This window comes from Rhizobium aethiopicum (assembly GCF_014197535.1).
In the GTDB taxonomy this organism is placed as follows: domain Bacteria; phylum Pseudomonadota; class Alphaproteobacteria; order Rhizobiales; family Rhizobiaceae; genus Rhizobium; species Rhizobium aethiopicum_A.
This window is the reverse complement of sequence record NZ_JACIFV010000006.1, coordinates 146,606-160,166: the sequence shown is the minus strand read 5'-3', so window position 1 is coordinate 160,166 and position 13,561 is coordinate 146,606. Positions and strand designations below refer to the sequence as shown.

Genomic DNA, 13,561 nt, shown 5'->3' with positions numbered 1-13,561 from the left:
GCGTCAGAAAGCCTATTCGTAATATTCATCGGACCGGGCGATTTTTTGGGGAATCGATCAAGCCTGTCGTGCTTTCAACGATAACACCAAGGTCATGGGGTTTGCCGGCGACGCGACGAACCCATAATGCTCGTAGAAGGCCTTGGCTTCGTCGGAGATTGCGTGAACCAGAAGGCCGCGAATGCCCATGATGTGCGCCGCCTGTCCGGTGCGCAAAACGGCGTCTTGCAACAGCGCAGCTCCAATGCCCTTTCCCTGCCAGTTCCGATCGATAGCAAGACGGCCGAGCACTGCCATAGGAACGGGGTCCGGCATATTGCGTCGGACAGCTCCCGGCGCGTCCGCGACCGCGAGCGCCCCCGATGACAGGCAATAGTAACCGATGACACGCTCGCCATCGCAAACCACGTAGGTTCGCGACGCGCCGCTGACCTGATTGGCCCGCGCGCGGCGGCGCAGCCATTCATCGAGACTATCGTGCCCGCTGTCGAATAGTTGGAGATCGTGCGCTTCTCCGAGAAGCGCCGGAGGTGACAACATTACCGCTGCCAGGGTTTGGGAGCATTCATCAGCCGCTCGAAACCTTCGCCGCTTGGCGGCTGGTCGAGGACGGTCAGATAGTGTTTATAGCTGCCTGGATCGACTTGCACCAATGTCTGGTCGAGAAGCGCGTCTTCGGCGGCGCGGCGCGCGGCATCGATCATGAAATCCGACCGGGTTTTCCCGTGAGCCTTGGCTGCACGGTCGATCAGGCTGCGAATGTCGTCACGAACCTTCAAATTGACGGCGTGTTTGTGGGTGTCGGTTGCGTTTTTGCTGGCCATGGTCTTTTCCTTCGAGATCAGCCTATACCACAAGCGCATACACAACGTGTATCTATTTTCTTGCCGCGCAGCGGTTCGGCTGGCCACTGGCTCTCTACACCGTAAGCGATGTGCCGTTCGCACCTTGCCAAGTGTTGCCTTGCTCGCGCAGTCTGATCCAGATGCTATGACGACGAACCAAGTCGCTGCACCAATTCCCCTGCGTGTTCTTCCATCCAGGCCAGCTCGAGCGCTCCCTCATCAAGGACGCCGCGGCGTTCCAATTCGATTTCCCATGCAGAGCCGGATGCAGCGAGATTGCGCATATGTTGCTGCATCTGCCGCACCCTTTCGATGGCTGCCCGCATGATCTCAAGCTCCGGCTCTATCCCATAGGCGTCTAGGAAGAGCTGGAAGCGCCGCGTTTTCTCGCGGACGCCTTTCGGCAAACCATGCGCTTCGCATTTGTCGTCACGCCAAAATGGCACCCAACGCCACGCGATGAAGCCAAGGTCCCAAGAGCGGGGTCCCGGTGCTGCGGCATCCCAATCGATGAACGCGACAGGGAGCCCAGCTCGGAAGACGGTATTCCACGGTGAGAGATCATTGTGACAGATCGTTTCGACGGGTTCCTGCGGTTGAAGACGCCAGTTGCGCTCATTCCAGGGGAAGCTTGCGGCAGCGTCGTGGTAGGATCGCAGCAATTTCCCCAGTTCGGCAAGGGCCCGGTCGCTCCAGACGTAGTCGGGAAGCCGGACGTCGAAGCGGCCAAGTTGATCCGGGATGAAGCCTTTGCCCAAGCCAACGTCACCTTCGACGTAAGTGAGACATTCGCGTCCCTCATCATCGAAGCCGAGCGCTCGGGGAGCCCCTTCAAATCCTTGCCGTTCAACGTGGCGAAGCAGGTCGAGAACGGCGGAAGACCATGCGCGGCCATCCCGCCGAACCGTGCCGCCGACCCGGACAACATTCGAATCCGCACCGCCTGTGAGAGGAATTTCCGGCTCGCCCATGCCCAAGCTTAGGCACGGGCAAACCAGAGGGTCAAGCGGCGGTGCTATCTTCGCTGCGTATCGAACGGCCGAGAGGGCGGCTCCGCAAGGGTGATGCGATTGCCATCCGGATCCGCGATCTGGGCAATCCTTCCGTAGTCGCCCTCGGATTCGCCTGTGAGCGTCACCCCAATTTCTTCGAGCGCTCTGCGGGCTTCATCCATTTTCGGCACCACAATGGTCAGCCTGCCGAACCCGGCATTCTCCTTGTCGAGGAAGATTTGAATGTTCGCTCCGGCGACGTTGCGCCATTGGATCAACGCCTCCATGGGGCGATCATCAGGCCCCCGGTCAAACAGCTGAGTGTAAAACTTCTCCGCTCTATCCATGTCTGCCGTTGCGAGCGCGGCGTAGATTCCTTGGATCCGCATTCCCATAACTCCCCTTGCTTGCCGACTCCACGGTAATGAAACAGGACGAGTTGCGTTCCAAATGTGCGTGGATGGCGGCAAAGGCGGCCTGAAGGCCGTCCGCTACTCGGTCAGGCTGGAAAGCAATTCGTCGAGCTGTTCCAACTGCTCCGGCAATGCGACAGCCGAGCCCTGCAGTGCTTCCTCAAGCGCCTCCCTGGACGGATAGACTTCGTGGAAAATCAGCAGTGTCTTCCCGCCTTGATCCTCGAAGGTCACGGTGGTGATCGCGCCCTCTTCGCCCTCGTCGTTGGTCCAGACGATGCGCTCATTCGGCACCACCTCGAGATACTTGCCATAGAAGGCCATGGTATCCGAACCGCCGGCGCCGAATTCCAGCCGATATTTGCCCCCGGTGCGGACGTCCATTTCGCACGATACGAGCGAAATGCCGGGTGCTGATTCTGGCACCCACCAGCGCTGGAACAGCTCGGGCTGGCTCCACGCCCTGTAAACCGTGCTCGGCGGCGCATTGAATGTCCGCGTCACAATGAGTTCGCGATCTCCTCTGCGCTCGACTGACGTCCGGTTCTGCGCGCTACCTGCCCTGTCAATTTGCTCAGTCATCGCTTCCCTCCTGTTTCATTTCGCTGATGATCTCATCCAATGCTTCGAAGCGGGCCTCGAAGAGCCTGCGATGCGCCTCGATCCACTCGGCCTCCGCCTTGAGGCCGCGTTTTCCAAGCTTGCAGGTTCTCACCCGTCCGACCTTCTGCGTGACGACGAGCCCCGCCCGCTCGAGAACCTGGACGTGCTTCTTCATGCCGGTCAGCGTCATCTGGAACTTATCCGCGAGACTGGTGATCGACGCGTCGCCTCGCCCAAGCTGATCGATGATCCCGCGGCGGGTCGCATCGGACAGCGCCGCGAACGAGAGATCGAGGGGAGGACTTTCATACTGAACCATATGGTTCAGTGTATAACCTGATCGCGCCGGAAGCGCAAGCCTTCCGAACTTTCCCTGCGGTAGACCGATCATTCGAGGTCATGCACCGCGGCGGCGGCAAAGAAGTCGTCTGGCGCGGGCCGACAGCCAAGTGCCTCGGCAGTTTCGCGCCCTCATTGCAGCCACGACGACACGCCGTTTGTCGCTCTGAAAGCTGCCGGCGGCTACGCAGGGAGATGCCGCCGATCAGCGTTCAGGCGGCCAGCGTTTCCAACAAAGGCCGAGCGCTTCGCATCCGATTCAGTTTAGGACTTCAGGTGAGTTGAGCGAGGATATCGTCGACGACATCTGTAATGCCAGCCGCCGTGTCGATATTGATACCGACGGGAAGATACTCTCGGGTGTCATGGTAGCGGAGCACCAGAGCCCGCTCCGCCGGCTCGAAGCCCGGCTCATCGGGCCGCCCATCCAACCGTCGGTTCAAAGTCTCAACGTCGATATCGAGCACGAAAACCTTATCGAACAGGTGCAGGAATTTGTGGAAATTGCGCGAGCCGCCACAGAAGAAAGTAACAGGGTGAGTAGTGTCGGCAGCAATGGCCCGGACCTTTTCGGCAGGCCAGATCCAATGCGCGTATCCCCAAGCGATGCGATCGGCGCCTTCGGGTGGTCCTGCGAGCGCATGGCCTGTCTCGGGGTCGCCCACATATGCCAGGACGCGGTCACCATGGACAACATGGTAGCCCCGCCGCTCCAGTTCGGAAGCGACGGACGTTTTTCCAGTGCCCGAACTGCCTTCGATCAAATAGTTCTTGATACCCATGAGCGCTTTTATCACGGCCTGCAATCCGGTGAGAAGGGCCTCACCGTGCGGACGATGTGCCGGCATGCCCGTCGCTATGTCGACGCCGATCGGCTTAACCGAACCGTTCCACCAGGAAATCGATCACCGTCCGCAACATCGCTGTCGGCCGCCGGTTCGGGGCATAGATGAGGAACATCGGCACAGGCCTGTAGGACCATTCCGGCAGCACCTGCTCGAGCCGTCCTTCGGCGATATCGGCGGCGAGCAGCAGTTCCGGCTGAAGCACTATACCCGCGCCGCTGAGCGCTGCCATGCGCAGTGCCGCGCCCTGATTGGTGGAGAATTTTCCGGAGATCGGCACATCGCGCATTTCGCCGCCCGGTCCGACCAGGTGCCAGCGGTCATGCATGCGCCAATAGGAATGGCCGAGGCAGAGATGGGTCGTCAGATCCTCTGGCAAGGCCGGCCGACCATGGCGGGCAAGATAGTCGGGCGAGGCGGCGAGAATGCGCCGATAGGGCGTGAGTGGGCGGGCGACGAGGCTGCTGTCTGAGAGCGGGCCGATATGGATGCCGAGCTCGAACCCCTCGCCGACGAGATCATGGACATTGTTGTCGAGCGATAGCTCGATGCTGAGGTCGGGGTAGGCATTCTGGTATTCGATCAATGCCGGCACCAGCACTTGCGTGCCGAAACTGACCGGCGCCACCAGCCGAAGCCGGCCGCGCGGCGCCGATTGCAGCTCGCTTGCCGAAGCTTCGGCCAGCGCCACTTCGGCAAGCGCGCGCTTGCAGCGCTCGTAATAGAGCTGGCCGACCTCCGTCAGCTGATGGCGCCGGGTGGTGCGATGAATGAGCTTGGCCCCGAGCCGGGTCTCGATCGTCTTGATGTGCTTGGCAACCACGGCCGGCGACACCCGCGCGATCTCCGCGGCGGCCGCGAAGCTGCCATTGTCGATGACCCTGACGAACATCGCCATGCCGGCCAGCTTGTCCACAATTGCCTACCTCGAGGTTTCGAATGACGATACCAGGAGCTTATTTAGAGTCTGTCCTAACAGGGGCTCTTTCGTTGTCGCAGATCGTCGGGGAGGCGATCGGAAGGCTCCGCCGCATGAACAACTGGCAAGCGAGATGAAGGACCACCTCAGAGCGTGTCGATCAGCCCGCCGTCCACGCGCATGGAAGCTCCGGTCGTCGCGGATGCCAAAGGCGACGCCAGATAGGTTACGAGGTTGGCGATTTCCTCGACGTTTGCAGCTCGTTGGATGATCGAACTGCCACGATGCTTCTTGACGAAGTCCGCCGCGACCTCCTCGATCGGCTTGCCCGTCTTCGCACGCTCTTCGGCAAGCATCGCCTCGACGCCTTCGGACAGTGTTGGGCCGGGGAGAACCGAGTTCACAGTAACGCCTGTACCAGCCATGCGCTTGGCGAGCCCGCGGGCAACCGCGATATCGGCGGTCTTACTAACGCCGTAATGAATCATCTCCACCGGAATGTTAAAGCCGGATTCCGATGCGATGAAGATGACGCGACCCCAGTCAACGCTCTGCATACCCGGAAGGTAGGCACGCGAAAGCCTGACGGCCGACATGACGTTTACCTGCCAATGGCGATTCCATACCTCGTCGTTCGCCTCGAAGAAGTCGAGCGGCTGGAAGATGCCCGCATTGTTGATCAGGATATCGACATGAGGAACCTTGGCGACGAGAGCGCCACACCCTTCAGCGGTTGCGATATCGGCTGCGACGGCGGCTACGGTGCCCCTGGCACCTTCGCCTTTCAGGCGTTCGGCGGCCTTTGCTGTCTTTTCTTCAGACCGTCCGTTGATCACCACGTCCGCGCCAGCCCTCGCGAGCTGGCGGGCGATCGCGTAGCCGATGCCTTCGGTAGATCCAGTAATCAGAGCGGTCTTGCCTGCGAGGTCGATCTGCATCTGCTGCTCCTTCTGAGGTTGGATCAGAGAACGTATGACCTGGCGGTCGGTCTCGCAACAGCCCTCGACGTCGATGATCCTGTCGGGTTGGGCCGGTGGCGGTGCTTGGGAGCGGGTTTGCAGTCTGATCCAGAAGCAGATGACACTCTCTCAGAGTTCGAAGCACTGATCCGGCAAGCGCGACAATTGGAAAGACAGCAACAGCTCGACTAGCAGACCTAAGGTGTCTGCCGTCCCTTATAAACCGTCCGGAAACCGGTAATTCATTCTCGTATAAATCTGCTCGAATCCGGCAATGATGAGATTGGCGTGAGAGACATTCGGTTCATCGGCTGAAAGCTGGGCGGTTTCGGCGACGAATGTCTGAACGCCCTGACTGGCGCCTTGGTTCAGACGCGCGGTAATGAGAGCCTTCTGTGCCCCTCGATTGCGAAACTCGGGAACAGTCGCGCCACCGCCAAGCCACGCAAAGCCGTCTGCTGCATACATCGCGCCGGTCGCAATCGGCCTGCCGTCCAATTCCGCGAAAAAGCAGCTCCAACCGTCCTTCCCGACGATCGCTGACCAAAGCGGTGTCAGGTTTGCCGGAAAGTTAAATCCGGCGCACATCATCGAGCCGAAGATTTCGGCTTCGGTGACTTTGACCTGGCGGGTAGTGACCTCTCCAGAATGGATGAGTGGCGTAGAAGGCGCCGTTCGCCGTAGCTTTGCCCATCCGTTACCTTGGGGTACAAGGCCCCGTTTCTCATCCAATCGTGTGTCTGTTGAGGAGCGGTGGCAGCGTTCATTTGCAAGTAACGGCGGCCTGCCTTTTTGCTCATCCATTCATAGGCCGTATCGAGATCTTCAAGTGCTACAATGCCGAGCACACGATTTAGACCGATGGCGGGCGCGCTGGGCAGCGATATTGCGCAACCTACAGCCAATTGCATGCAGCGAAACTCAGCCTGGTTGACGAGCGTCTGGGGCGCGACCATGAACAGGTCGACAAAAGCTTTCGCTTCGATGATATCTTCTTCCGGCACCGTTTGGTGCGATGCTGACGGGCGATCCATGGTAGTGTCCTCTGTATGCGAGTTCACGTTGCCATTTCCGTGTGAGAAAGCCGATGATCGCTTCGCGGCCGTTTATAAACTCGGAGCGGTTGCGCCACCGGCTGTTATGGCTATAGGCCAGCGCTACCTTCTCGGGATTGCGGCTGTTCCAGCCATCCTCCGCAAGCCGAACCTTTTCTGCTGCAGAAGCCCATGAAAAGGGCGGCAACGGGGGTCTGTGTGGCGTCCATTATTTTCCTCCCAATGCCTCGAGCCGAGTACGCAATTCTGCATTCTCCGACTCCAATTCGGCCAAGCGTTCCCGCAATGGTCTTACCGCTTTCTCGACCTCGTGTTCGGTGTAACGCGGTGTGATATGTTGAGGGCAGTTCCAATCGAAGGCTTCCAACCGCAGCCGGAAAATCCGTTCTGCCTCTGCTCGGTAGCCGGCGTCGAAAACAAGGTCGGTCAGTGCCGGGTCGGCATCGAGTGCTAGCTTCTCGACATGCATATATATCTTGAGGCGTGCTCGTCGCGGGTAATCCACCAGAAAAAGACAGGCCCGGTCATTTGCGGCAAAGTTTCCGGTACTGATATATTGGCGGTTGCCCCTGTAGTCGGCAAAAGCCAGCGTTTTCTTGTCGACTATTTTCAGAAAGCCCTTTGGCCCACCGCGATGCTGAACATATGGCCAGCCGGTTTCCGACACAGAGGCAATGTAGAAGCTGTCCCGTTCAGAGATGAAAGCCAGTTCGCTGTCGGTGAAGTGGTCGGATTCTCGATGGTGGTCGCCTAACCAAATCTGGTCGGTACCCATTTCAGCTTGTGCAAGCCGCACATTCGGAGTGATTGCAACTTCCAAAAAATGGTACGGCATGGGGATCTCCAAAATCTGGAATTTAGTAACCACTGTTCAGCGGAGCGACCTCGGCGTGGCGGAACCTTGGTCGCACCGCCGGTGACCATGGCTGATGGTCACTTCTTTGCGACGTTGCGATTCAGGAAGTCGTTGATTAGCGGAGCGGCGACGTCAAGCTTTTCTTCGAGCAGGAAGTGGCCCGAGTTCAGGATATGAATTTCGGCATTCGGAAGATCCTTGAGATAAGGATGAGCGCCGGCCTCAGGAAAGATATAATCGTTCTTGCCCCAGACGATGAGCGTGGGCGGTTTGCGCTCACGAAAGAAACTTTGGAACGCAGGGTAAAGCGGCACGTTGGTGCGATAGTCATACAACATATCGAGCTGGATATCTTTGTTGCCTGGTCGGTCCAAAAGAGCTTGGTCGTGAACCCAGTTGTCAGGGCTGATGCGCGACACGTCTTCCATGCCATCGGTATACTGGAACTTGGTCGTTTCGAGCGTGACCAGACCGGAGAGCGCCTCACGGCTCTTCTTCGATCCATCGGACCAGTAGGTCTTGATGGGATCCCAGAATTCCTTGAGCCCTTCATCATAGGCGTTGCCGTTCTGGATGATCAGCGCACTGACCCGTTCCGGATGTTTCAGCGCTAAGCGGTATCCCACCGGTGCACCATAATCCATGACGTACATCGCATAGCTTTCGACCGCCAAATGATCCAGCAACCTGTCGACGATATTGGCGACGCCGCTAAACGTATAGGCAAAGTTGCTATGATCGGGAGATGCACTTTGCCCGTAACCCGGATAGTCAGGCGCGATGACGTGGTATCGATCTGCAAGGAGCGGTATCAGATTACGGAACATGTGGGATGACGTCGGAAATCCATGAAGCAGCAGCACGACCGGAGCGTCGGCCGGCCCCGCTTCCCGGTAGAAGATATCGAGACCCTCGATCTTTGCGGTTCGGTAGTGGACGGGAACCGGGACCTCGCGAACGTACGTCGTGGCCTGCGCGGGAAGCGCTGCCGCTACATTTGCGGCAGTCATGCTGGCGGTCGCCAGCATCAGGCACATAATCAAGCTACGCATGATGGTCTCCCTATAGGTCGAGATGAAAAAATGATCTCGAATGAGGGCTGCTGTCGGTCGTTCAGACCGCGCAAGCGCCGTGGCGATTAACAACGTCACCGGAGGCTGTTGCCTCAGGTCAGGAATGGCAGTGATGTAGAATTTCGTTGCACGTGAATGCTCGATGTGAAGGCGACGAGGGACCCGCTGAGCTCACCGTTCCTCAAAGGGCTTCGGCGTTAAGGAGTAAGCCGGTTTGTGGCCTCGCTCAATTGCGATCTAGGTCACGCTTAACTAGACGATGGCATTGCAACCATAGACCTTCGTATATCGATTTTCCCTTACCCAAGTCATAGAAATCTCGTAACTATTTCCGACGGACGATCGGCCATCTTTCGACATTTCCTGACATGGAGTCGGAACGTTTGAGCTCCGTAACGTCTCAAACACTGAACGGAGTGTGCGGTGGAACGAGAACCGGAAACCGATCCCATTATCGATATGATCCCCGCCATGGTGTGGTCCGCAACGTCGGAAGGCATGTTGGATTTTGCCAACCAGCATTTTCTCGAGTTTATCGGGGCGCCGCTTGAGGAAATCTCCGGAGTGGGATTCTACAAGCTGTTTCATCCCGACGACACGTCACATCTCGCTTCGGAATGGCACGACATCATGGCCTCGAAACATGCCAGAGAGGTCGTGGGCAGGCTCAGGCGCGCAGATGGTCAATATCGTTGGTGCACGCTTCGGCAGAAGCCGCGGCTCGATCCTGAAGGGAATGTCGTGAGATGGTATGGTGTGGTCCTCGATATAGAAGACCGCAAACAGGCCGAAAACGCATTGAAAGAAACGAAGACAGCACTTGCAGCCAGCGAGGAAAATCTCAGCCTCATCATCAATTCGCTGCCTGTTCTCGTATGGTCGGCGCGGCCGGATGGTAGCGCTGATTTTGTCAATAAAAGCTGGCTGGACTACGCGGGTCGTCCTGCAGACCAAATCCTCGAGTGGTGTTTTCTGGAGCTTTACCACCCGGACGACATTCCAGGCATGGTGGACATCTGGAAGAGAGACCTCGAGCATTCCGACCACACTGTTCTGAAGGGGCGCATCCGTGGAGCCGACGGCAACTACCGTTGGTTCTATTTCTCAGGCCGCAAGCTGGTTGATGCCAACGGGGTCGTGCGATGGTTTGGCTGCAATATCGATATCGAAGACCTGCAACGTGCGGAGATTGCTCTTCGAGAAAGCGAAGCAGCGCTCAGGGAAAGCGAACACAAACTCAACCTTATCATCAACACGATACCCGCCATGGCTTGGTCCTGCACCTCGGATGGCCGGCTTGAATATTTTAATCGAAACTTGATCGATTATGTCGGTCTACCTTTTGAAGAGATCGTCGGCTTCGGTTTTTATCGCATGTTTCATCCTGATGATGTCGAGCTGATGCGTATGGCCTGGGACGATATCGTAGCCTCAAAAAAAAGCCGCCCGGTAGACGCCCGTATCAGACGGGCCGATGGCGAATATCGGTGGTTTAACCTTCGACAAAGCCCTCTTCTGGATTCAGATGGAAATGTTGTGAGATGGTACGGCGTCGTCGTGGACATCGAGGATCGCAAACGGGCGGAAGAGTCCTTGCGGCAAAGCCAGAGTGACCTCGCCCATGTGACCCGAATGACCGCCACAGGTGAACTTGCCGTTTCGATTGCCCATGAAGTCAACCAGCCGCTAATGGCAATTGTCACGAATGCCGGCACATGTCTGCGCTGGCTGCAACCGGGGCATACCGATATCGAACAGGCCCGGCTCGCGGCGGAGAGGATCGTCAACGATGGTCATCGCGCCGGCGACATCATCGCAAGTATCAGAGCACTGGCTCAGAAGTCACCAGCCCGGATGGAGCGAACTGACTTGAAGGGCGCCGTGCGTGATGTGCTGGATCTTTTGAGAGGGGAACTTCGTCACCGAGAGATCGAACTCGATCTCGATCTTCCGAAATGGCCTCTGGAGGTCATTGGAGATCGAACTCAGCTGCAACAGGTAGTTCTGAACTTGGTCATGAACAGCGCCGAAGCGATGGCCGCTGCTTCAAGCGACAGACGTATCAGGATCAGATGCACCGAGGACGAGCAACAATTCGTGAGAGTGAGTGTCTCGGACTCGGGACGCGGTGTTCCTCCCGACGAGTTGGACCGAGTGTTCGAAGCATTTTACAGCACGAAGGCCGACGGTATCGGGATGGGACTTTCCATATGCCGCTCCATTATTGAAGCCCATGGCGGTCGGATTTGGGCTTCGTCGGCAGAGAGTCGGATTGGTACGGTGTTTACGTTTACATTGCCCATGGCGGAGGTCACAGCCGACTATGATCGATGATCGCAAAAGAAGTCCGCCGACCGTCATCATCATAGATGACGACGAAAGCGTCCGCGAAGCTTTGAGGGGATTGTTCGAATCCGTAGGGCACGCCACTGAAACCCATTGCTCGGTGCCGGAGTTCCTTTCTGCGGATGATCCCGACCGGGCAGGCTGTATTGTTCTGGATATTCGTCTGCCAGGCCAGAGCGGTCTGGAGTTTCAAGAAGCTCTGACGAAAAGCCGACATCCAAGGTCGGTGGTGCTGATCAGCGCCCATGTCGATGTCGCGATGGCGGTCCGCGCAATGAAAGCCGGAGCTATTGATGTCCTGACAAAGCCCGTGCGTGAACAGGATTTACTGGAGGCGGTAAACCGCGCTTTGGCGGATGATGATGCTCGACGCAAAGAAGCAAACCAAATGGCTGGGTTGCGCTTGAGGCATTCCAAGCTTACCAAGCGTGAGCGGCAGATCATGGCATTGGTCGTCGCCGGGAAACTGAACAAGCAGATTGCGGCTGAGGTTCAGCTCGCCGAGGCCACCGTAAAGCTTCACCGCGGCCACATGATGCGGAAAATGCAAGCATCGTCAGTTGCAGATTTGGTTAGGATCGCTGGCATTCTGAAGGACTGAAAGCAGCTATTTGGAGAAAACGGGGTGTTATCACTTGCAAGAGCTGAGGCTCCTACATCGACAGATGGTGATGAGCCGGTACCTTTGTGCCACAATCCGGACCTGAAAACTTCGCGCATCGATTTGAACGTCTTCTACTGAGTGAACGATCACCGGGAGCTGCCAGTCCGCTACAGGCCCCAAATCTGCCGTTCCTCTCGCCGAGCCCAGCGAGCGCTTCTGTAGGCGCGGAGGTGACGTCTAAAAGGATTGGTCGCTGGACGTGCGGCCTACGATCGCATTATCGGCAGCAAACCCGGCCGCCGCTCACCCATTCCCTGCGGAACGAGCGATAGAGTACGGATACCCGCCTCGTCGGCCGCACGCAGAAGCACTTCGCGGAATTGTTCCGGGGCAATTTTGCCGGTGATGGCGTCGACGCAGGCTTTGACGGCAGCCATATATTCCTCGCCGTCATCACAAGGCCAGTCGTTCATCAGGAGACGCGCCGCGTCGCCCAATGTCCACACGATCTTGCGAGATTTCGGACCTCGCAAAGCAAACCCGACAGGCGTGAATGCTGATGATGTATTCCAGCACATTTTCCCGACCCCTCAACGCACGGATACTGCAGTCCCCATGTTCAATGTACGCGCGTATTTAAAAATTTGGAATTGAAATCTATCGTAAGGCACGGCTTAAGCGCGAATTTGTGATTGATAGTTCGCCGTAATTCAGCGCTGACGCTGAGGAGGCCGACGCCGGAAGAGGAAGCGACGATCCAATTCATATCGAAATGCGAATGTCCTCGGACGTTCCGATGTTTCGGCTGAAACCCGCGAGCGCTTCTGGCGGATCTAAGATCCAATCTCGCGTTATCTGCCGATGCGTTAGGTTGCCGACTTCACGCTGCTTTTTGTTGGCGCAGATTTCAGGCGGATTCGAAGCGGACGGCCTTCGGCATGATCGACCTCGAAGGAGTTCGTCTTCTTAATCAGATCGCTCAACTTCTTGAATCCGAACGTCCGTGGGTCGAAGTCAGATGCCAGATTGGCGAGTCGGGCTCCAACCGCGCCGAGCGGGATCCATCCATCCTCTGTCTCCATCTCTGCGATTACTCTTTTGATGATCGGCGTTGCGGCGCTAGGCGGCCGTAATGAAGACGCGGCCTGTACGGTGCCCGCTCCGTTCGATACGACTGAAGGCGCCAGATTTTCCGTGTAGATAAACCGCCGGCATGCTTGGCGGAAACTCTCCGGCGTCTTCTGTTCCCCGAAGCCGAAGACATCGATCCCTTGTTCTCGGATGCGTGAGGCGAGACGCGTGAAATCGCTATCCGATGACACCAAGCAGAAACCGTCGAAGCGGCCACTATGGAGCAGGTCCATCGCATCGATGACCAGCGTGATGTCGGACGCATTCTTACCCGTGGTGTAGGCAAACTGTTGTTGAGGGATGATCGCGTGTTTTGCAAGGACGTCGATCCATGCCTTGGAGCGAGCATTGGCGAAGTCGCCATAGATGCGCCGCACGCTCGCTTCACCAATCTTGGCTATTTCCTCGAATAGACCGTCAACGATCTTCGCGGAGGCGTTGTCGGCATCGATAAGAACCGCAAGGCGTGGCGAGCGTGGTTCAGGCATGTCGAAGCTCCGTGGTGATTGATGGGCCCAAAATTGAGTTGGCTAACCTGTAGTTCCTTCGACCAAGCGGTTGCATCGCCTATCGTTTAGAGC

15 protein-coding genes and 2 pseudogenes are annotated in these 13,561 nt (G+C 57.5%); 2 read left to right on the top strand and 15 right to left on the bottom strand.

Translation table 11 applies throughout. The features are described from left to right. Positions 1–57: 57 nt before the first annotated feature. The 13 genes and pseudogenes from GGD53_RS11450 to GGD53_RS11390 all read right to left on the bottom strand — a co-directional run bounded on the left by GGD53_RS11450 (position 58) and on the right by GGD53_RS11390 (position 8,878). Positions 58–540 carry a GNAT family N-acetyltransferase gene (locus GGD53_RS11450; RefSeq protein ID WP_184455946.1) on the bottom strand — a complete coding sequence of 161 codons (483 nt, stop codon included), beginning with the start codon at positions 538–540 and terminating at the stop codon, positions 58–60. Further along, positions 540–824, bottom strand: a complete 285-nt coding sequence (locus GGD53_RS11445) for a DUF1778 domain-containing protein (protein ID WP_184455944.1) — start codon at positions 822–824, stop codon at positions 540–542. The genes GGD53_RS11450 and GGD53_RS11445 overlap by 1 nt, the downstream gene beginning before the upstream one ends. Before the next feature lie 164 nt (positions 825–988). Further along, a complete protein-coding gene (locus tag GGD53_RS11440; protein WP_184455942.1) occupies positions 989–1,816 on the bottom strand; it encodes an aminoglycoside phosphotransferase family protein in 828 nt (275 codons plus the stop codon). A gap of 44 nt (positions 1,817–1,860) precedes the next feature. Beyond that, entirely contained in the window at positions 1,861–2,226 is a 366-nt protein-coding gene (locus GGD53_RS11435; protein WP_184455940.1) for a VOC family protein, read from the bottom strand. Positions 2,227–2,328: 102 nt separating this feature from the next. Next, the gene (locus GGD53_RS11430; protein WP_184455938.1) at positions 2,329–2,832 is read right to left on the bottom strand and encodes an SRPBCC family protein; all 504 of its coding nucleotides are present in this window, start codon (positions 2,830–2,832) and stop codon (positions 2,329–2,331) included. Further along, entirely contained in the window at positions 2,825–3,172 is a 348-nt protein-coding gene (locus tag GGD53_RS11425) for an ArsR/SmtB family transcription factor (RefSeq protein ID WP_184455936.1), read from the bottom strand. Before GGD53_RS11425 ends, GGD53_RS11430 begins: the two co-directional genes overlap by 8 nt. A gap of 292 nt (positions 3,173–3,464) precedes the next feature. Next, the gene (locus GGD53_RS11420; protein ID WP_184455934.1) at positions 3,465–3,974 is read right to left on the bottom strand and encodes a nucleoside kinase; all 510 of its coding nucleotides are present in this window, start codon (positions 3,972–3,974) and stop codon (positions 3,465–3,467) included. 94 nt (positions 3,975–4,068) lie between these two features. Beyond that, a complete protein-coding gene (locus tag GGD53_RS11415) occupies positions 4,069–4,953 on the bottom strand; it encodes a LysR substrate-binding domain-containing protein (RefSeq protein ID WP_184455932.1) in 885 nt (294 codons plus the stop codon). Between the two features lie 149 nt (positions 4,954–5,102). Continuing rightward, positions 5,103–5,894, bottom strand: a complete 792-nt coding sequence (locus GGD53_RS11410) for an SDR family NAD(P)-dependent oxidoreductase (protein WP_184455930.1) — start codon at positions 5,892–5,894, stop codon at positions 5,103–5,105. 237 nt (positions 5,895–6,131) lie between these two features. Continuing rightward, a pseudogene (locus GGD53_RS11405) lies at positions 6,132–6,949 on the bottom strand (GNAT family N-acetyltransferase). Between the two features lie 10 nt (positions 6,950–6,959). Continuing rightward, positions 6,960–7,157: pseudogene (locus GGD53_RS31640) on the bottom strand (DUF1348 family protein); the annotation flags it as partial. A 21-nt stretch (positions 7,158–7,178) separates the two neighbouring features. Continuing rightward, positions 7,179–7,805, bottom strand: coding sequence for a pyridoxamine 5'-phosphate oxidase family protein (locus GGD53_RS11395; RefSeq protein WP_184455926.1), 627 nt, complete (start codon positions 7,803–7,805; stop codon positions 7,179–7,181). A 98-nt stretch (positions 7,806–7,903) separates the two neighbouring features. Next, complete coding sequence (locus GGD53_RS11390) at positions 7,904–8,878, bottom strand: alpha/beta fold hydrolase (protein ID WP_184456158.1); 975 nt, start codon at positions 8,876–8,878, stop codon at positions 7,904–7,906. A gap of 444 nt (positions 8,879–9,322) precedes the next feature. Between GGD53_RS11390 and GGD53_RS11385 the strand changes: the two genes are divergently transcribed. After that, positions 9,323–11,233: a PAS domain S-box protein gene (locus GGD53_RS11385; protein WP_184455924.1), complete on the top strand. Its 1,911-nt coding sequence runs from the start codon at positions 9,323–9,325 to the stop codon at positions 11,231–11,233. After that, positions 11,223–11,846: a response regulator transcription factor gene (locus GGD53_RS11380; RefSeq protein WP_184455922.1), complete on the top strand. Its 624-nt coding sequence runs from the start codon at positions 11,223–11,225 to the stop codon at positions 11,844–11,846. The genes GGD53_RS11385 and GGD53_RS11380 overlap by 11 nt, the downstream gene beginning before the upstream one ends. A gap of 269 nt (positions 11,847–12,115) precedes the next feature. On the opposite strand, the gene GGD53_RS11375 is transcribed toward GGD53_RS11380, so the two are convergent. Both GGD53_RS11375 and GGD53_RS11370 read right to left on the bottom strand, forming a co-directional pair. Next, a complete protein-coding gene (locus tag GGD53_RS11375; protein ID WP_183704633.1) occupies positions 12,116–12,427 on the bottom strand; it encodes a DUF982 domain-containing protein in 312 nt (103 codons plus the stop codon). A 288-nt stretch (positions 12,428–12,715) separates the two neighbouring features. After that, a complete protein-coding gene (locus GGD53_RS11370; protein WP_184455920.1) occupies positions 12,716–13,468 on the bottom strand; it encodes an NYN domain-containing protein in 753 nt (250 codons plus the stop codon). Between the last annotated feature and the right edge of the window lie 93 nt (positions 13,469–13,561).